This window comes from Niabella agricola (assembly GCF_021538615.1).
In the GTDB taxonomy this organism is placed as follows: Bacteria; Bacteroidota; Bacteroidia; order Chitinophagales; family Chitinophagaceae; genus Niabella; species Niabella agricola.
The window spans coordinates 4128580-4147930 of the sequence record NZ_JAJHIZ010000003.1 but is presented as its reverse complement, the minus strand read 5'-3'; the positions used below and the strand labels follow the sequence as shown (position 1 = coordinate 4147930).

Sequence of the window (19351 nt, the reverse complement as noted above, 5' to 3'; positions counted from 1 at the left end):
GCTTAATAAATATTCATTCTATTGGCAATCAAATTTGGTGTGGCGGGAAGCGGTAGCTGGGCAACAGCGCTGGTGAAAATATTAACCGACAACGGGCATAAAGTAAACTGGTGTTTACGAAGTGAAACCGCGATCGGTTTTATCAAACAACGGCATCACAATCCCAAACATTTAACAGCCGCCGTACTCAACACCAAACTGCTGTATTTAACCACAAACCTGAATGCGGTTGCTGAACGGTCGGATGTGCTGATCCTTGCCATGCCTTCTGCTTACGTGGCGGAAAGCCTGCAGGAACTATCTCCTTCCGATTTTAAAAATAAAAAAGTCCTCTCCGCTATTAAAGGTATTCTTCCCGGTGATAATATTTTACTGAATGAATACCTGGAGCGCCATTTTGATGTTTCCCTAAACAATTATTTTGCGGTACTGGGTCCCTGCCATGCTGAAGAAGTTGCCGCAGAAAAACTTTCCTATCTTACCTTCTCGGGAGTGGATGAACCGATGGCCGCAAAAATTGCTGCGTATTTCCAGTCATCCTTCATCAACACCATTGTTAACACCGACATACTGGGTGTGCAGTATGCCGCAGTATTAAAAAACATCTATGCACTAGGTGCCGGAATCGCGCACGGCCTGGATTACGGCGATAATTTTCAAAGCGTGTATATCGCCAACAGCGCGGATGAAATGGCGGGTTTCCTGAGAAAGTTCGGAGCGGAGCACATCGTGGTAGGAGAACATACAGACCAGGACGAACCGGGGAAAAAATATGCCAATTATTCTGCATCCGTTTACCTGGGCGACCTGCTGGTAACCTGCTATTCCCTGCACAGCCGCAACCGCACCTTTGGTAACATGATCGGCAAAGGCTACAGTGTGCAGGCCGCACAGCTGGAGCTGCGGATGGTAGCAGAAGGCTACAACGCTGCCAGGTGCATCTATAACACCAATCAATCGCTGAAGGCGGAAATGCCCATCGCTGAAACGATTTACAACATTCTTTGGGAAGGATTACCGCCTGCAAAAGGATTCGAAAAAATTGAAGGAATCCTTATCTGACCCTTTCTGCGGCCTTGGTTAAATACGTAATTTTCGTTATATTGGCAGGACATCCAATTTTTTCATTCTTAATGTTTGCTTATGTCTATGACGGTTTTCCCGAACGGGTTCGACTCCTGGCAAAAAACACATTTCGAAGTGGTTGAAGCACTTTGTTACCTACGCGATATTGAGGAACCCCATCTGCAGAAAAGCTTCAACGAAATGCTAAACCGGAGTGCCACGGATTCCATGTATCAGCTTGCACGGGAATTGACGGATAAATTTGAAGAAACCACAAAGGGACAACCCGGGGACCGTACCCTTTTTGAAGCGATCGAAGAATTTGTGGCACGGGAACTAAAGGAACGTGCAGGCGGTAAAAGATGAAAAGATTTTACGTTATCGTTTAAAAATTGAGGCAGGCAAAGCAACCCACCATCGGTTCCGCAAGGTGGGATAGAGATACCAGCCCCGCAGAACGCAGCCCGGGTTCAACCCGGATGTTGATAACAAACGGCGCCCCGACTGGCTTGCTCAATGAACCTTCGTTTTGCACCGGGCAAAGCGCCCCGGTCTTCAGAAGGTCAGGCATCCGAAGCACCGTTCCGAATCGCTCCGCAGACGAAAAGTAATGCTTCTTTAGCCGGCCGGGCATGAGCCAGGTGCTGTTGTTATCAAAAATTTTGTACCCGTATGATTCGATTACAATTGAGTTGATAACAACTTGTAACCGGACCTTCAGCATTTTTCAATGCGATTACAATTCCGATCGAGATGTTGGATATGCAAATAATGGGCGGTGTTCGGTTGTGCCGAATCAGCAAAAACAGGTAAACAAACGTTTCCCGTGGCGATTATGCTCGATTCCTGTTATCCTAAACCGCTGAAAACAATAAGCCCCGGCAGATAACTACCGGGGCCACAACTATAAACTATACACCCAAACTCCTTCCCGCTAACTGCGGGAATTGAATTTTCACAGGAATCAGTCTGGTTTTTTACCATCCAGGAAGGTGTTAATGGTATTGATCTGACCCTGATTTTTATCATCGGAGCTTATTTCAAACTTACTATAGTAGCTTTCAATATGATTGGAATTATTCTGCAATTCCATGTTCCGGCGTATATAAGCAGGAACGGTTTCATATTCGCTGTTGGGATCGCTTACATTAACATTGAACGAAAGGTTCCGCAGTTTTTGCAACCGCTCTACCTGCTTTCTTTTCTGCAGTTGCATTTCTTCTTCCTGACTTAGCGTAGGTTGTTGCTGTACCGGCATTTCCCGGTCGATTTGGCTCAGCGGTGTTTTCACCTCCTCTTTTACCCGCTCGATCTTCTCTACCAGTTCCATTTTTTCTTCAGCCGGCTGTTCCGGTACCGGAGTTTTTGCTACCACCTCTTCTCGTTTCTGCTCTGCGTAGATATTGGAAGGTTTTTCGAGGTAGCTGCGTACGCCCACGCCTGCAGAAAGATCCTGCTCGTTGATTGCCGGTTCTTCCATGACCCGGTTTTCAGCAGGCACCGAAGGAGAATAAAAAGCTTCTTCTTCCGCAGCCACCACTTCCACAATGACTTCAGGAGTAGCCTCCGGCTCTGCGTGCGCACCGATCTTTTCGTTGTCCTCTGTAGATAAGCTGTAATGGATGTCTGCCGTTTCTTTCCCGTAGCCGAGATCCGCCATATCTGCCAGTGTTGGCATCGGGGCATCCATAAACAACGGCTCATCAATCAGTTTGGGCATCATCGGATCGATCAATCCCAAACTCTTTTCCGCTTCTTTCAGCTCATGCTCCATTACTTCCGGTTTTTCAACCTTTGCTTCTATTTTAGGTGCCGTATTTTCCTGCGGCGTGAGGGTCATCACAATTTTGCCCTCATCCTGTTCTTCTTTTTTCAACACCGGTTTTACAAACGGGTCCTTGTTTTCAAACCCGGTTGCGATGAGGGTAATACCAATCTCATCTCCCAGTGAATTATCATAACCCAGTCCCAGGATTACATCGGTATTTTCTCCTGCCTGGCTTAATAAATGCGCCTGGATCACTTCCACTTCATCCATGGTAAATTCCGAATCCCCTTCAGCAGAATTGATATTGATCAGGATCCACTTAGCCCCGCGGATATCATTATCATTCAGCAACGGCGAATTCAGTGCCTCTTCAATCGCACGCTGGGCGCGGTTTTCACCGGAAGAGGTAGCACTACCCAGGATCGCCACACCGCCGTTTTTCATAACGGTGCATACATCGGCAAAGTCCACATTGATCTGGCCAGTGCTGTTGATCACATCCGTGATGCATTTGGCGGCTGTGGCCAGCACGTTATCTGCTTTTTCAAATGCTTCCCGCATTTTCAGGTTTCCAAACTGATGACGCAGTTTATCGTTGCTGATCACCAGCAGGGTATCTACATATTGTTTCAGGATCTTAATGCCTTCTTCGGCCTGCTTATGCCGTTTTTTTCCTTCATAAGCAAAGGGCATGGTAACAATCCCCACCGTAAGTACGCCCAGGTCCTTGCAGATCTTGGCAATGATGGGCGCCCCCCCGGTTCCGGTACCACCGCCCATACCCGCGGTAATGAATGCCATCTTGGTGTTTACTTCCACAATCCGTTTGATCTCCTCCAGCGATTCTTCGGTAGCCTGGCGGCCGATCTCCGGGTTGGCCCCGGCGCCCAGTCCGGATGTCAGCTGGGGACCCAACTGGATGCGGTTCGGAATCTGGCTGTTGGAAAGCGCCTGGGCATCGGTATTGCAAATAATGAAGTTTACTCCGTCGATGTTTTGACTAAACATATGATTAACAGCGTTGCCGCCGCCACCGCCCACTCCAATCACTTTTATGATGGAGGATTGTTCCTTAGGTAGATCAAAATGTATCATCTTTTAAAAATTTGTGGTTTCCCTTCCATGAAAACCTGTTTTGTAAATGGGTTAATTATAGTTGTTGTTAAATGCGGCACTTACAGATGGCCGTCTTCTTCTTCCTTAAAAATATCGATGATTCCGTTTTTAAATTTGTCCCAGAAGTTTTTCAGGGGCTGTCTTTTTTCCACGGAAGCCACGGCTGTTTCTGTTGCTACCAATACCTCTTCCTGTGCGGTTTCAACATTGGGCCGGATCAGATCCTGGGGTACGGGAATGTTAATGAAACTTTTCTCAAACACTTTGCGATTGTTTTCAAAATCATCATATCCTTTCAGGATCAATCCCAGGCAGGTGGAATAGGTTGGTTTGGCAAGCTCTTCAATATGACCCGCTGCCAGGTGCTCGTTTGGCAAGCCGATCCGGGCCGGCAAGCCGGTTACATACTCCGTCAGCTGGATCAGGTGCCGCAGCTGGGAACCTCCACCGGTAAGCACGATGCCACCGTTGAGATGCCGGTTATCCATGCCGATTTGTTTCAGGTGATAGGTCACAAAATCCAGGATCTCGCTCATACGGGCCTGGATGATATTGGCCAGGTTTTTTACGCTGATCTCTTTTGCCGGCATACCCCGTAAACCCGGTATGGTGATATAGGCATTGGCCTTTGCTTCATTCGCCAGGGCGCTGCCAAACTGTGTTTTCATCTGCTCGGCCTGGCTTTTTAATACACCCAAACCGGTTTTGATATCATTGGTAATATTTTCTCCGGCAAACGGGATCACCGCTGTGTGCCTGAGTACTCCGTCTGCAAATACAGCAAGGTCTGTAGTACCACCGCCAATATCTACAATGGCCACTCCGGCTTCCAGGTCTTCCTGGCCCATTACGGCTGCGGCTGAGGCCAGTGGCTGCAATACCAGGTCCTTTGTATACAAGCCGGCTTTTTCCACGCTGCGGTTGATATTGCGGATGGCATTTTTATCACCAGTGATGATGTGAAAATTCGCCCCCAGTTTTACGCCGCTGTACCCGATCGGTCGTACAATATTGGGCATGTTATCGATGGTGTACTCCTGCGGAATCACATCAATGATCTGGTCGCCCGCCGGAATATAGGTTTTGTATTGTTTGCCGATCAGCAGGTCTACCTCGGCCTGAGTGATTTCTTCTTCTTCGCTTTCCCGCACAATATCACCGCGTGTTTGCAGGCTCTTGATATGATGTCCGGCAATACCCACATATACTTCTCCGATGTTCAGGTTTGGATTTAACGACAAACAGTTTTCAAGCGCCAGTTTAATAGCTTTGATCGTTTCATCGATATTCAATACCTGGCCATGCTTTACTCCATTGGAGTTTGCCTTGCCAAATCCAAGAATTTCCAGTTTTCCGAACTCGTTTTTGCGTCCGGCAATAACAGCAATCTTGGTGGTTCCAATGTCCAGTCCTACGATAATGGGTTGTTCAGGATTCATATACTTCGTTTTTAGTTGTTCTTTTTAATGGGTGTTTTCTTTGCAGCAACTTTTTTTTCTGTGGTCTTTTTTGAAGATGTCGTTTTCTTTACATCCGCCTTCACTTTGGAGACCGGCTTTTTGCTGTCTGCCGGTTTTGTCAGCGGCTTTTTAGCCGTATCCTTTTTGACCGGCTGTTTGGCACCTGTTTTTGCTACAGGTTTTGAGCCTGCCGTGCTTTTACGCGGCTCGCTTTTCGTCGCCGGCCGGGTGACGGGCCGCTTTTCAGAAACGATCTTTTTCGCTTCCGGTTTCTTTACCACCGTATGCTTTGCAGGCTCATTTTTGGCCGGCGTCACAGCAAGTGCGGCAGCCGCAACAGGCTCGGGCTTTTCACCCGCGGGAAGCAGATCCAGTGTATCCATTTCCACCTCGCCCGCCAGCCGCTCGTAGGGCTGTTGTACACTCATAGCCGTATCCGATACCGCCAGTTGGGCGCCGGGCACCACCTGTGCCACTTCGATCAGATCGTTGGCCTTACGCGACTGTTGCAACAGTTCTTCAATATTTTTCCGCAACTGCAGCGAGTCCAGTTTGGAATAATCACCCTTAATTCCTACCACCTGGCCGTTGTATTGCACATTAATCCGTTTGTACTTATCGAAACCGGTCCGTTTCAATACCTGGTCGTAAAACAGGTAAAGCCGGTGAAATTTAGAAGCGATATCACTGCCATCACCCAGATCTACCCGGTGATTGCCCACTACCGGCACCATCTCCATATTCCAGCAACTGGTCCCGCATTTACGGATATCGATTTGAGAAACCTGGGACACCCAGAATGAATCACTATTGATAAATGAAGCCGTAGCAATCATATTCTCCAGCAGCGCACTGTCGGCTGCATGCATGATCCGGGCATTCGGATATCCGGTGAACACAGGCACATCCAGCGAAATCTTATCCGAAAGCGGAATCTGCTTTCCGGCCTCATCAATGTAAAAGGATTGACCGCCACTGGTAAACACACGGGCCAGCGGTTTCCGCTCCGTTACGTTTACCCGGAGTATATCTTTATTGTCGAAATACAACTCGGCATTGTATACCCAGGAGCTTTGCTCCAAAAGATCTTCCATACGCGGAAGGTTGAACACCGTTTTGCGTTGTCCCTTCACCTCCCCGCCCGATGCTTCTTTCAGTAATTTCACAATCTGTGCTTCAGAAGTAAATAAACTTCCCCCTCCCTGCGCTCCACGGATACGGATTTCATACCCTTTACAGCTGCTTCCATCCTGCGCCCGCATAGCGGCCACGATCAGGGTAAACATACCGGCTCCCACACCCAGCCACATGAGTGTCAGCAACATTCTTTTTATCGCTCTTTTCCTGCCCACTTTATTTTAATAATCGCTCTTTTATCGGTTCTACTAATTTGTCAATATCACCGGCCCCTGCAGTGATGATTACCTCTCCGAATTCTTTTTCCCGGTTCTTTGCAAAGTCTTCCTCAACCCAATCCAGCAACACTTCCCTGGTCATCAATACAGGTGTCGCCCCGTCCATCAATTCAGCAATGGTATTGCTTTCAATTCCGGGTATCGGTTGTTCCCGTGCAGGATAAACCGGCAATAAGACTGCCTTGTTTACCATGCTCAAAACAGCAGCAAAATCCTGGGCAAAATCTTTTGTACGGCTGTACAAATGCGGCTGGAAAATTAACGTACATTTCTTTTGAGGAAACAGCGTTTTTACACTATTTATCAACGCTTTCAGCTCTTCCGGATGATGTGCGTAGTCATCTATAAACACCAGGTCTTTTTGCTTGATAATGTATTCAAACCGGCGCTTCACACCTTTGAATGAAGCAACCGCTGCTTTTATTTTTTCTGCATCAATATTCAAAGCACCTGCCACGGCTACGGCGGCCACCATATTCTCGATATTGTGCATACCGCCCATATTCAATTCCAGTCCTTCAATCAGCTGGGCCGGCAATACGACATCAAATACATACCCGCCGTCCTTTATTTTGATATTGGCGGCATAGATATTGGCACTGTTATTCTGCAAACTGTACTGCCACATACGTTCTGCCTTCAGCTCCCGGCCGATGCCCAGTTTCCGGATCAGCAGCCCCCCCCTTTTTAACCGTTGTGCAAAGTCGGCAAAGGCCTGCCGCACCTGCTCCGCGGTTCCATAAATATCCAGATGATCCGGATCAATGGCGGTTACCACGGCCATATCGGGACTAAGTTTCAAAAAGCTACGGTCGTATTCGTCTGCCTCGATTACGCAAACATCCTTTTCACTGCTCCAGAAATTGGTATCATAATTCGCTGAGATGCCGCCCAGGAAGGCATTGCATCCATACCCGCTATCGCGCAGTAAATGAGCGATCATGGTGGTTGTGGTGGTTTTGCCATGCGTACCCGCCACACAGATATTAAAAGAACTTTCAGTAATCTGCTGCAGCACCTCGCTCCGTTTCATCACCGGGTACCCCTGCGCTTTATAATAGTTCAGCTCCTGATGCCCCGCCGGCACCGCGGGTGTATATACGACCCAGTCTGCATCCTTGGGTGCCTGTGCCAGGTCTTCTTCATAATGCACGGGCATGCCCTCGGCCACCAATGCCCTGGTCAACGCGGTTTCTGTTTTATCGTACCCGCTTACGGCAATTCCTTTTGAATGAAAATAACGCGCCAGGGCACTCATTCCAATTCCCCCGATCCCAATCAAGTAGACCCGCTTTAAATCCCCTATTTTTTTTATCTGCACGTTATATGGTTTTTAAAATTTCGCTGGCTACCTGTTCGTCGGCATCTGTAACCGATAAGCCAGCCAGTGTTTCGCTCATGTAGCGGCGCGTTGCTGTATCCTTTGACAACGCGACCACTTTTTCAATTACCTGGTCTTTGGCATCGCTGTCTTTGACCATCCAGGCGGCGCCCTTATTTACCAGCTGCAGGGCGTTTACGGTTTGATGATCTTCTGTTGCAAAAGGATACGGCACAAAAATGACCGGCTTTTTTGCTACACAAATCTCTGCCACCGTCATCGCCCCGGCTCTTGCCACAATAATATCCGCAGCCGCATAGGCAAACTGCATTTCCGTAATAAAAGGATTCGCCCATACTTCACGGTGCTCCACCGCAATTTCCATTGCCTCCTTCGAAAGGGTTTTCCCGGTTTGCCAGATCAGTTGCAAACCAGATCTGAGCAGGTCGCCGATGTGCGCAATCACCGCTTCATTGATGGAACGCGCCCCCAGGCTGCCACCCACCACCAGTACCGTAAGCTTATCCGGCGAAAGCGAAAAATATTGCAGTGCCTGCTCCCGACCAATGTTCATGGTTGCAATGGCCTTCCTTACCGGGTTGCCGGTTACAAGAATCTTTTGCGCCGGAAAAAACCGCTCCATACCATCGGTGGCCGTAAATACCCGGGTGGCCTTTTTGCCCAGCATGATATTGGCCTTACCGGCGAAGGAGTTGGATTCATGAATGAAAGTGGGAATGCCTTTCGATTGTGCATATTTCAGCACAGGAAATGTTGAGTACCCACCCACTCCGATGACGGCATCCGGTCTGAATGATTGAAAAATCTTCCGCACCTGGAAAAAGCTTTTCACCAGTTTGAAAGGAAGTGCGATATTCTTTATCAAAGAGCTGCGGTTAAACCCCGCAATATCCAGTCCTTTTATTTCATAACCCGCCTGCGGCACTTTCTCCATTTCCATTTTTCCACGGGCTCCTACAAACAGAATCTCAATGGAGGAGTCCTTTTGCTGCAACGCCTGGGCAATGGCAATGGCAGGAAAGATATGCCCTCCTGTTCCACCACCTGCTATGATTATTTTTTTATGCATCTGTTTTTTCAGCAATGGCTACTTCAACTACTTCCTCCGGTGCCGCATCTTCTTCAGCTACCGGTTGCGGACGCTCCATACTTTCTACGTTCCGCGATACGCTTAAAATAATTCCGATGGCCAGGCAGGTAAAAAGAAAGCTGGAGCCTCCCATACTTACCAGCGGCAGGGTTACGCCCGTTACCGGGAAAAGATTCACCGTTACCGCCATATTGGCCACCGCCTGGATGGCCAGGGTAAAACTCAACCCAAGCGCCAGGAATGCACCAAAAGCAAAGGGACATCTTTTAAAGATCCGGATACAGCGGTAGAGAAATACGATGTATATAAAAAGAATAAAGGCGCCACCAATCAATCCGTACTCTTCGATGATAATGGCGAAAATGAAATCATTATATGCTTGCGGAAGATAATCTCTTGTAGTACTGTTACCCGGTCCTACGCCCACAAACCCACCTTTCGCAATTGCAATTTTTGCCTGGTTCACCTGGTACATTTCGTCATTATCGGCTTCTTTGCCGCCATAGATAAAATTCTCCACCCGCCCGATCCAGGTATCCACCCGGGTGGTCAATCCTCCCGTTGCCTTTTTTACCGCCAGTGTGGTTTCCGTAGTATCGATATCTTTTCCGCTTTTATGCCGTACCATGGCAGCCATTACCAGCATGATCAATGGTATCAATGCCACACCTGCCACCAGCAAGAGATGCTTTACACTTACCCGGCCAATGAACAACAACATCATGCAGCTGGCACCCAGCAACAGTGCAGTAGATAAGTTGGCGGGCGCGATCAGCAAACAGGTAACCCCGATAGGGAGCATGACCGGCAAAAAGCCTTTCTTAAAACTCTTAATCACCTGTTGTTTCCGGCTTAGCAGGCGCGCCAGGTACATAAACAGCGCCAGCTTTGCCAGATCCGAAGTCTGCATGGTCATATTGATGAGCGGCACCCGGATCCACCGGCTCCCTTCGTTCATTTTAACGCCAAAGAACAGGGTATAGGCCAGCAACGGAATACTAAGTATAAATAAGATCCGCGCCACCTTGGAATAGATTGTGTAGTTCACCCGATGGGCGAAATAAACCACCGCAAATCCCAGCAGGATAAAGATCACCTGCTTAAAGAGGTAAACTTCCGTGTTCCCCTTATATTTTTTATATGCTAGAGAGCCGGTAGCACTGTAAACGGTTAGTAAGGATACCAGCGTCAGCAATACCACCAGCGCCCAGATGACTTTATCACCCCGGGCATGCTGATCCAGTCCGCCTTTCCATCTCCTGGGTTTCGCGGTTTCTGCTCCTGTTTCTATTTCTGCTGTAGCTGCCATTTTCCGGATATCATTTTACAATTCAATAACTGCACGCTTAAACTGTGCGCCGCGGTCTTCATAATTTTTAAAAAGGTCGAAGCTGGCACAGGCCGGGCTCAGCAATACCACATCTCCTTTTTCTGCGTGGGCAAACGCCGCCCCTACGGCCTCTGCCGCACTGGCCGTATCGATGATCACTGATACGCTATCCCTGAAGGCTTCATGGATTTTTGTATTGTCAAGACCCAGGCAAATAATGGCTTTTACCTTTTCCTTTACCAGGTCCTCCATCAGTGAATAATCATTCCCTTTATCCACCCCGCCAAGGATGAGCACGGTAGGCTTTTCCATACTTTCCAGTGCATACCAGGTAGAGTTTACATTGGTGGCCTTGCTGTCGTTAATAAACTCAACGCCCCGGATGGTGGCAACATGTTCCATACGATGCTCCAGGTTCTGAAACGTTTGAACCGCTTCGCGGATCTTCTCCTTGCGGATGTCCATTGTTGCCGCTGTAACGGACGCTGCCATAGTGTTATACTGGTTGTGTTTACCTTTTAGTGTGAAGTCATAAATACTCATGTTCATGAAATCTTCGCCCGTCCTTACATACATATCGCCATCCTTGATAAAAGCCGCATTATTTTCTCTTTCCATGCTAATCGGTAGTTGAATTGATTGAATATTGAATTTGTCTATTGATTCCTTGGTTATCGGGTCATCGGCATTGTATACAAAAAAATCGGATGCCTGCTGGTTCATTACAATGCGAAACTTGCTCTTTATATAATTTTCAAATTTGTACTCGTAGCGGTCCAGATGATCTTCTGTAATATTGGTCAGCACTGCGATATGGGGCCGGAAACTTTCAATATCGTCCAGCTGAAAACTGCTTACTTCCACCACATACACCGGTTTGGGATCGGTTGCCACCTGTTTGGCAAAGGAAGTGCCGATGTTACCAACCAGTGCTGCATCCAGACCACCTACCATGCAGATATGATGAATCAGAGAAGTGGTGGTGGTTTTACCATTGCTACCCGTAATGGCAATGATCCGGCTGTTGCCCGCAAAGCGGTACGCCAGCTCTATTTCACTGATCACCGGTATCTGCCTGGCCCTTATTTTTTTTACCAGCTCGTTCTTCTCAGGAATGCCCGGGCTTTTCACCACCTCATCCGCATCGAGTATTTTCTCCTCCGTATGGCCGTTCTCTTCCCATTCTATACCGGCCTGCCGTAGTTCACTACGATACATTTCTTTCAAAGAACCGCCATCTGATAGGAAAACGGAATAACCCTGCTGTTTCGCCAGCAACGCTGCGCCCACGCCACTTTCACCGCCTCCCAGTATCACCAGCCGTTTTTTCATTCCTTATCTCAACTTTAAGGTTACAATACATACTACCACCAGCAGAATCTGTACAATCCAAAACCGTGTTACGATCTTAGACTCATGATATCCCTGTTTTTGATAATGATGGTGCAGCGGGCTCATTAAAAAAATCCGCCGGCCTTCACCATACTTTTTCTTCGTGTATTTAAAATACGTTACCTGCAGTGTTACACTCAGCAACTCCACAAAGAACACACCGCAGAAAATCGGAATCAGCAATTCTTTATGCACAATGATGGCGATAGAGGCAATGATCCCTCCCAACGTCAGACTTCCGGTATCGCCCATAAATACCTGGGCCGGGTACGAATTATACCAGAGAAATCCCACACAGGCCCCGATCATGGCCGCCAGGAAAATAGACAGCTCTCCCAGATTGGGGATATACATGATATTGAGGTAGTCGGCAAAATTGAAGTTGCCGCTGGCATAGGCAAAAATGCCCAGCATGACCCCGATCAGCGCCGAAGTACCTGTAGCCAATCCATCCAGGCCATCCGTTATATTGGCCCCATTTGACACTGCCGTAATGATAAATACCACGATCAAGATATACAACACCCAGGAATATTGCCTTAATGATTCAGGCAATAATTTAGAGTAATTGAATTCATGATTCTTTACAAATGGTATCGTCGTGATCGGATCCTTGGTAGCTACAAAATGCTTGGTCCGGTTGTTTACGGTTTTGGTGATCACTTCTGTTTCGGCGGAATTGGGGGTACCGATGTATTCGCGCCAGATCTTCACATTGCTGTTGAAGTACAATACGGATCCTACCGTAATGCCCAATACAACCTGTCCGAAAATTTTAAACCAGCCGGCCAGCCCGTCCTTGTCCTGCTTTTTATACGCTTCTCCTTTTTCCCGGGCGATGCGCTTGGCGCGAAGTTTCAGATAGTCATCCAGGAAGCCGATGGCACCAAGCCAAACGGTGGCAAACAGCATCAGCAGAATGTATACGGTGTTCAACCGTGCCAGGAGCAGGGTGGGTACCAGGATCCCCAAAATGATGATGATCCCTCCCATAGTGGGTGTTCCTTTTTTTGCCTGCTCACCTGCCAGGCCCAGGTCCCTTACCGACTCGCCTACCAGTTTGGCCCGCAGCATATTGATGAGTCGTTTACCAAATATCAAAGTGATTGTAAGCGCCAGCAATACGGCCATCATTACCCGAAACGTAATAAATTCCATAAGGTTACGGCCGGGAAAATTGATACCGTTTTGCTTAAACCACTCAAATAGATGATACAACATAATTAAACAATATGAAAATGTGTTAATTTGAAGATTTGAAAATGAGTGTCCTGTTATCTATCCGCACTCAACGCCAAACCCCAATGTTTTTTATTTTCCCAACAATTCAAAAATTTCCTTCAATACCTCGCGGTCATCAAAATGATTCCGTACGCCTTTCACTTCCTGGTAGGTTTCATGCCCCTTGCCTGCCACCAGTACGATATCCGACGGGTTGGCTAAACTGATCGCGGTTTTGATCGCTTCACGCCGGTCTGTTATCGACAGGCATTTTCTGCGCGCCCCTGCAGGCACGCCGGCCTCCATCTCCTTGATGATTTCCTGCGGATCCTCATTCCGCGGGTTATCACTGGTAAAAATGATCTTGTCACTATATTCGCAGGCTACTTCTGCCATCACCGGCCGTTTTGTTTTATCGCGGTTACCGCCACAACCTACCACGGTAATGACCTGCTCAAATCCTTTTCTTAGTTTTTTTATAGTGGCCAGTACATTCAATAATGCATCCGGGGTATGGGCGTAATCGACGATGCCGATCACATTTTCATGGGCCGATACCAGGTATTCGAATCTTCCGGCGGCACCGTTTAATACGCTCAAAGCCTGTAGTACCGGCACTTTTTCCTCACCCAGACAAATAGCAGCACCGTAAACCGCCAGCAGGTTGTAAGCATTGAATTCTCCGATCAGGCGGAAATGCACTTCCTGCTCGTCGATCATCATGTGCAGCCCCATGATATGATTGTCCAGGATCTTTCCTTTAAAATCGCTGGTAGTCTTTAACGAGTAGGTTTTTACAGCCGCCCGGGTATTCTGTACCATTACCATTCCCCGCTTATCATCCACGTTGGTGAGCGCAAACGCTTCCTTGGGCAAATGATCAAAGAACGCCTTCTTTACGCGGATGTATTCATCAAATGTTTTATGATAATCGAGATGGTCATGCGTGATATTACTGAAGATGCCTCCGGCAAACTGCAGCCCTTCGATCCGGTGCTGGTGAATGGCATGTGAGCTCACTTCCATAAACGCATATGTGCAACCTTGATCTGCCATCTGAGCCAGCAGTGCATTCAACCGAACCGCATCTGGTGTGGTATGAGTTGCCTCCAGCGCTTCATCGCCGATACGGTTTTGTACCGTACTGATCAAACCGCAGGTAAACCCGAGACTACTGAATAGCTGGTACAGCAACGTGGCAATAGTGGTTTTACCGTTGGTACCGGTAACTCCAACCAGCTTTACCCGGCCGGAAGGCTGCCCGTAAAAATTGTGCGCCAGGATGCCCGCCGCAGCCCCGGTATTGGCCACCTGTACATAGGTAATATGTTCCGCTATGTTCTGTGGAAGGCTTTCGCATACGATGGCAATGGCTCCGTTTTGAATCGCGTTGTCAATGAACTGATGCCCGTCGATCCCACCCTTCACCGCCACAAAAACCGCCCCGGGCTTTACGTTACGGGAGTCAATTGCCACAGCACTGATATCGATTGCCGTATTTCCCTGTACCGCGAGCAATTGGGTTTTATATAAAATATCCTGTAACTGCACTTAATTGATTTATGCCAGATTTAAAATCACTGCCTGTCCTTTTGCAAAAGAAGCACCCGGTGCAATGGATTGCCCCTGCACTTTCCCACTTCCCTGCACTTTTATACGAAGCCCCATGGGCTCCAGCAAACTGATTGCATCCCGTAGCCCCATGCCTTTCACACTGGGCATTACATTATTCCGTACGATATTACCGGTGATCACCGGCTTAAATTTTTTAGCGTACATGGTGGCCCAGCGGCTTGTTTGCAACGAATCCACAAACGGAATGTTCAGCATGCCCAGTACATTCTTGATCGCCGTAGCACTACCCGCATAAAAGTAGCTGGTACTGTCTTTAGCTCCTTCATAACTTTTTGGAGTTTTACGTTCCACGTACATGGAGTATATTTTGGTGGCAATTTCCCGGAATACCGGCGCTCCGATCTGGCCGCCGTAATGCAATGCAGCACCAGGACTTGTTCTTACCACCACGATACAGGTGTATTGAGGACGGTCTGCAGGAAAATACCCTACAAAAGAGGCCTGGTATACATTGTTGCCATATTTGATCGCTCCATCCGAAACGTGCGCCGTACCGGTTTTCCCGGCAACTTTAAACGGCATATCTTTAAAAGGCACACGTCCGGTACCTTCAGTAATCGCCATTTCAAGACTTTCCCGGGCTGCTTTTAAAGTAGATGGCCTGGCAATCGATTCTTCCATTACCTCCGGCTGAATATTCTCTACCACCACACCCTGGTTACGGATACTGCTCACCAGGTAGGGGCGCATCATTCTACCATCGTTTGCCACCGCATTGTATAAAGTCAGTGTTTGCAAGGGGCTTACGTTCAGCGCATAGCCAAAACTCATCGTCAGCATGTTCATTAATCCGCCATGATCTTTTGCAAGCGGTGCCATGCGCGGCTTGGGCACATGCGCCAGATCAATCGGTGAACGCTGGGCCATATGATATTTTCTCAGGTAATCACCAAATTCAGATGGATTGCCGCCAAAGGCTTTCAAGGCAATTTTAGCCAATCCCACGTTGGAACTGTGCGCCACACATTCTTCAATCGTAAGTACCGGCTTTGGAGAGCGCTCGGCGTCCGTAACCATACGTGGCCCTACCTGCATCCGGCCGGCCATACCCACTTCCACCAGATCGTTGGGCTTTGATGTGCCCTTATCCAAGGCGGCCAGCAGGGTAACCATTTTAATGGTAGACCCCGGCTCCGTTACCCGCAGCGCATAGTTATCGTTTTCCCAGTAAGTTGTATCGCCCGGGTTCCGGCCAAGATTGGCAATGGCTTTTATTTTACCCGTCTTGGTCTCCATTACAATGGCGGTGCCATATTCAGCGCGGGTCGACTGCAGCATGCGCAGCAATGCCGTTTCTGTAATATCCTGCATGTTTACATCCAGCGTGGTATAGATATCCTTTCCGTTTTCCGGCTCAACCTGAAATCCTTCCACCGGCACGGCACCGCCGGAAATATAGCGCACCACCCGCTGTCCATTCTGCCCGTTCAGCAAGCTGTCATAACTCATTTCAAGCCCCACGTTCATCTTCTTTACCTTGCCATTACTGTTTACATATTCACGGCTCAGGCCAATGGTGCGGTTGGCCAGCAAGCCAAAGGGGGCGATACGTCTGCTGGACTCCTCCACAATAATACCGCTCTTATTCTTACCCAAACGGATGAGCGGAAAACCGCGCAAGGCCTTAAAATCTTCAAACGAGATTTTCTTTTTCAACGCATAATAACGGCTGCCTTTTTGATACGCCTCATCAAACTCTTTCCGGTATTGTTTAGCCGTTTTATCTTGAAAATAATCCGCCATCGCAGTTGCAAAAGAGTCGATATGCTCTTTATACACTTTACCGTTTTTCAGGCGCAGCCCTTCCGCCATAAAATCCATATATACGTCAAACTGTGGCAACGAAGTACTCAGCATCTGCCCGTCTTCGCTAAAGATGGTTCCCCGGTCGGCATTGATCTCTACAATCTTCTGATGCATACTGTCGCCCATGCTCCTCCAGTGTTCACCCTGTACCCGCTGGATAACGGTGGCCCGTCCTAATACCAGCGTACAAAGCAGCACGATCCCTATAAAACAGAGATACACCCGCCACAATATGTCTTTTTTGATCTCCACTGCCGCTTAATATTTATGTGTGGTTTGCATATATTGTTCCAATGAGTCTTTTAATACATACGGCGACTCCTGCAATTCATTTAACCCGAGGGGCTGCAATGCTTTTACCAGTTCGCTGGGTTTACTACGGAACATCACTTCACTCTTCAGGCTCTTGTATTCCCACTGTAATTCTTTTACCTCTTTAGCCGTTGCATTGATTCTGCGTACGGTTTTATCGGCCATATGCCCGTTATAGATGTAAATGACCGCCAGAAAAGCCAGGTAAAACAAGAAGGGAACCTGTTTTACTATGGACTGGTAATTGAGTATTTTTTTCCAGTTCCACCTGAACTCTTTTTCTTTTTTTTCTGTCACTTTTATTTTTTCTTCGTTTGTACTTCTATTGTCTTCCTTGTAGCCTGTCCGCCGTGGCGGATCACCCCCTTCAGCGCCGGGTCAGGCATCAGCGGTCAGTATCCAGAATCGAGACTTCAGAATCCAGAAATCAGATTTCAGATAAGCCTCAATTCTCAATTCTGAAGTCTCAATTTTCAAACCCGTTCAGCCACTCTCAATTTGGCACTCCGTGATCTTGTGTTCCTTTTCAATTCGTCCTCACCGGCTGTGATGGGTTTCCGGGTTATTACCGTAAACACTTTTTCTGCCGTATGCTGCACAAAAGGATTATCGTCCTTCTCTTCGAAACTACCGTCTCTAAAGAACTGTTTCACCAGCCGGTCTTCCAGCGAGTGGAAGGTGATGATCGCAATACGCCCGCCGGGCTGCACTACGTCCCTTGCCTGCTCCAGCAGGTCTTTCAATGCTTCCAACTCTTGGTTCACTTCGATACGCAGTGCCTGAAAAACCTGGGCGAAGTACTTGTTTGGATTACCTTTTACAACCGGCCGCAATGCATTTTTAAAGGCATCGATCGTTTTCAAAGACACCCGGTCTCTGGTTTCTACAATGGTGCGCGCCAGCGTTTTTGCATTGGTCACTTCACCATACTTTTCAAACAACTTGTGTAACTGCTGCTCCGTATAGGTCTGCAGGATGTCGAAAGCGGTTACCGGTTGCCGGCGGTCCATGCGCATATCCATATCGGCATTAAACCGGATACTGAACCCGCGGTCGGCTTCATCAAACTGATGGCTGCTAACGCCCAGATCTGCCAGGATCCCGTCTACCTTATGAATGGCATGAAGCCGAAGAAAACGTTTCAGGTGCCGGAAGTTCTGGGGAATAAACAATACCCGCTCATCCCGGGGAAGGTTTTGCGCCGCATCGGCATCCTGGTCAAAAGCCACCAACCGCCCGTGTTCACCCAACTGACTCAAGATAGCAGCCGAATGTCCGCCCCCGCCAAATGTAGCATCCACATAAACGCCATCCGGCCTGATATGAAGTGCAGCAATGGTTTCCTGTAGCAGTACGGGTATATGGTACCCCTCCGGCTGAGCAGTTTCTGGGTCAACAAGTTTTTCTTTTTGTTTATCCTTTGCCATAACTGATCAACCTTTACTTTTAAATAGCTCCGTTAAAATCTGCCTGCTACAATCCGCCCATAACTTCACTGGCCAGGTCGCTGAATGCATCTGGTGAAAATGAATCAAAGAACTCCTTGTATTTAGTAGTATTCCAGATCTCCATCCGGTTACCCGCCGGCACCAGTACAATGTCTTTTTCAAGCGCTGCATATTCTTTTAAACTCGCCGGCAACAACAGTCTTCCGGCGGTATCGGGTTCCACAAGGGTAGCTCCATTTAAAAAATAGCGTTTGAACGCGCGCACTTTCGGATCAAAATCATTCAACCCGTTTATTTTTTCTGCCAACGGACTCCAGGTACTGAGCGGGTAAAGACTTAAGCATTTTTCAAACCCACGGTTAATCACAAACCGGTCCGCGTCTTCCGGCTGCAGCTGTTTCCGAAAACCAGCCGGGAGCAGGAAGCGTCCTTTTGCGTCTACTGTTGCCTCGAATTCGCCGAGAAAACCTGTCATAAACCGGGATGCTTTAAATATTTACCAAACTTAACACAAAATAACACTTTTTCCCACTTATTGACCAAATTTCGCCCTACTTCATTTATCCACAAATTGGAACCGGCTGAAATGCAGTCCTGTATTAAGTTTCATCGATTTTAACAAGTGTTTGGAAGTTTTCCCTGTGGATATACTGTGCATAAATGTGAATAACCCCTGCAAATATCTGTAAAAACTGTGCAGGAAGTCATTTCACCTTGTTCATATTTATCTTATTTATTTAACAATCAATATATTAAACCTGTGCCTCCGAAAGTGATTTACCTGCTGGGTTATCCACATTTTGGTGAAAAACTGCAGACCCGGACTTCCTGAACCTTCCAACCTACCGGGCGCCATATCTATTTTCCCGGCATCCGCTAAAAACAGGCCCCTGTATATGTCCTCCATGAACAAACGCCCGTTCGGACATCGGAACCACCATCTGAATGCAT

The 19351-nt window shown here is 47.9% G+C and carries 15 protein-coding genes; 2 read left to right on the top strand and 13 right to left on the bottom strand.

The annotated features are described in order from the left end of the window. Positions 1-21: 21 nt before the first annotated feature. Positions 22-1062 (top strand): NAD(P)H-dependent glycerol-3-phosphate dehydrogenase, encoded by a 1041-nt coding sequence (locus LL912_RS22725; protein WP_235555911.1) that lies wholly within the window; start codon positions 22-24, stop codon positions 1060-1062. A gap of 81 nt (positions 1063-1143) precedes the next feature. After that, the gene (locus LL912_RS22720; protein WP_235555910.1) at positions 1144-1431 is read left to right on the top strand and encodes an SAM-dependent methyltransferase; all 288 of its coding nucleotides are present in this window, start codon (positions 1144-1146) and stop codon (positions 1429-1431) included. Between the two features lie 598 nt (positions 1432-2029). On the opposite strand, the gene ftsZ is transcribed toward LL912_RS22720, so the two are convergent. The 13 genes from ftsZ to mraZ form a co-directional block, all read right to left on the bottom strand. Continuing rightward, positions 2030-3928, bottom strand: a complete 1899-nt coding sequence (gene ftsZ / locus LL912_RS22715; protein WP_235555909.1) for a cell division protein FtsZ — start codon at positions 3926-3928, stop codon at positions 2030-2032. Positions 3929-4008: 80 nt separating this feature from the next. Beyond that, positions 4009-5388 carry a cell division protein FtsA gene (gene ftsA / locus LL912_RS22710; protein WP_235555908.1) on the bottom strand — a complete coding sequence of 460 codons (1380 nt, stop codon included), beginning with the start codon at positions 5386-5388 and terminating at the stop codon, positions 4009-4011. 11 nt (positions 5389-5399) lie between these two features. Then, complete coding sequence (locus LL912_RS22705) at positions 5400-6734, bottom strand: hypothetical protein (protein ID WP_235555907.1); 1335 nt, start codon at positions 6732-6734, stop codon at positions 5400-5402. Positions 6735-6762: 28 nt separating this feature from the next. Continuing rightward, complete coding sequence (gene murC / locus LL912_RS22700; RefSeq protein ID WP_235555906.1) at positions 6763-8145, bottom strand: UDP-N-acetylmuramate--L-alanine ligase; 1383 nt, start codon at positions 8143-8145, stop codon at positions 6763-6765. Between the two features lies 1 nt (position 8146). Beyond that, positions 8147-9235 (bottom strand): undecaprenyldiphospho-muramoylpentapeptide beta-N-acetylglucosaminyltransferase, encoded by a 1089-nt coding sequence (gene murG / locus LL912_RS22695; protein ID WP_235555905.1) that lies wholly within the window; start codon positions 9233-9235, stop codon positions 8147-8149. Then, positions 9228-10565, bottom strand: coding sequence for an FtsW/RodA/SpoVE family cell cycle protein (locus LL912_RS22690; RefSeq protein WP_235555904.1), 1338 nt, complete (start codon positions 10563-10565; stop codon positions 9228-9230). The genes murG and LL912_RS22690 overlap by 8 nt, the downstream gene beginning before the upstream one ends. Positions 10566-10580: 15 nt before the next feature. Continuing rightward, positions 10581-11918, bottom strand: a complete 1338-nt coding sequence (gene murD / locus LL912_RS22685; RefSeq protein ID WP_235555903.1) for a UDP-N-acetylmuramoyl-L-alanine--D-glutamate ligase — start codon at positions 11916-11918, stop codon at positions 10581-10583. Positions 11919-11921: 3 nt separating this feature from the next. Next, positions 11922-13199 (bottom strand): phospho-N-acetylmuramoyl-pentapeptide-transferase, encoded by a 1278-nt coding sequence (mraY, locus tag LL912_RS22680; RefSeq protein ID WP_235555902.1) that lies wholly within the window; start codon positions 13197-13199, stop codon positions 11922-11924. A 90-nt stretch (positions 13200-13289) separates the two neighbouring features. Continuing rightward, positions 13290-14750, bottom strand: a complete 1461-nt coding sequence (locus tag LL912_RS22675) for a UDP-N-acetylmuramoyl-L-alanyl-D-glutamate--2,6-diaminopimelate ligase (RefSeq protein ID WP_235555901.1) — start codon at positions 14748-14750, stop codon at positions 13290-13292. Positions 14751-14759: 9 nt separating this feature from the next. Then, a complete protein-coding gene (locus LL912_RS22670) occupies positions 14760-16892 on the bottom strand; it encodes a penicillin-binding protein (protein ID WP_235555900.1) in 2133 nt (710 codons plus the stop codon). A gap of 6 nt (positions 16893-16898) precedes the next feature. After that, the gene (locus tag LL912_RS22665; protein WP_235555899.1) at positions 16899-17249 is read right to left on the bottom strand and encodes an FtsL-like putative cell division protein; all 351 of its coding nucleotides are present in this window, start codon (positions 17247-17249) and stop codon (positions 16899-16901) included. Positions 17250-17425: 176 nt separating this feature from the next. Beyond that, positions 17426-18379: a 16S rRNA (cytosine(1402)-N(4))-methyltransferase RsmH gene (gene rsmH, locus LL912_RS22660; RefSeq protein WP_235555898.1), complete on the bottom strand. Its 954-nt coding sequence runs from the start codon at positions 18377-18379 to the stop codon at positions 17426-17428. A 46-nt stretch (positions 18380-18425) separates the two neighbouring features. Then, complete coding sequence (mraZ, locus tag LL912_RS22655; protein ID WP_235555897.1) at positions 18426-18875, bottom strand: division/cell wall cluster transcriptional repressor MraZ; 450 nt, start codon at positions 18873-18875, stop codon at positions 18426-18428. Positions 18876-19351: the final 476 nt, after the last annotated feature.

What these genes read in the sequence shown, in the direction of transcription:
- LL912_RS22720 (WP_235555910.1), top strand. Translation starts at nt 1,144, where the DNA reads ATGTCTATGACGGTTTTCCCGAACGGGTTCGACTCCTGGCAAAAAACA.
- ftsZ (WP_235555909.1), bottom strand. Translation starts at nt 3,928, where the DNA reads ATGATACATTTTGATCTACCTAAGGAACAATCCTCCATCATAAAAGTG.
- ftsA (WP_235555908.1), bottom strand. Translation starts at nt 5,388, where the DNA reads ATGAATCCTGAACAACCCATTATCGTAGGACTGGACATTGGAACCACC.
- LL912_RS22705 (WP_235555907.1), bottom strand. Translation starts at nt 6,734, where the DNA reads ATGTTGCTGACACTCATGTGGCTGGGTGTGGGAGCCGGTATGTTTACC.
- murG (WP_235555905.1), bottom strand. Translation starts at nt 9,235, where the DNA reads ATGCATAAAAAAATAATCATAGCAGGTGGTGGAACAGGAGGGCATATC.
- LL912_RS22690 (WP_235555904.1), bottom strand. Translation starts at nt 10,565, where the DNA reads ATGGCAGCTACAGCAGAAATAGAAACAGGAGCAGAAACCGCGAAACCC.
- murD (WP_235555903.1), bottom strand. Translation starts at nt 11,918, where the DNA reads ATGAAAAAACGGCTGGTGATACTGGGAGGCGGTGAAAGTGGCGTGGGC.
- mraY (WP_235555902.1), bottom strand. Translation starts at nt 13,199, where the DNA reads ATGTTGTATCATCTATTTGAGTGGTTTAAGCAAAACGGTATCAATTTT.
- rsmH (WP_235555898.1), bottom strand. Translation starts at nt 18,379, where the DNA reads ATGGCAAAGGATAAACAAAAAGAAAAACTTGTTGACCCAGAAACTGCT.
- mraZ (WP_235555897.1), bottom strand. Translation starts at nt 18,875, where the DNA reads ATGACAGGTTTTCTCGGCGAATTCGAGGCAACAGTAGACGCAAAAGGA.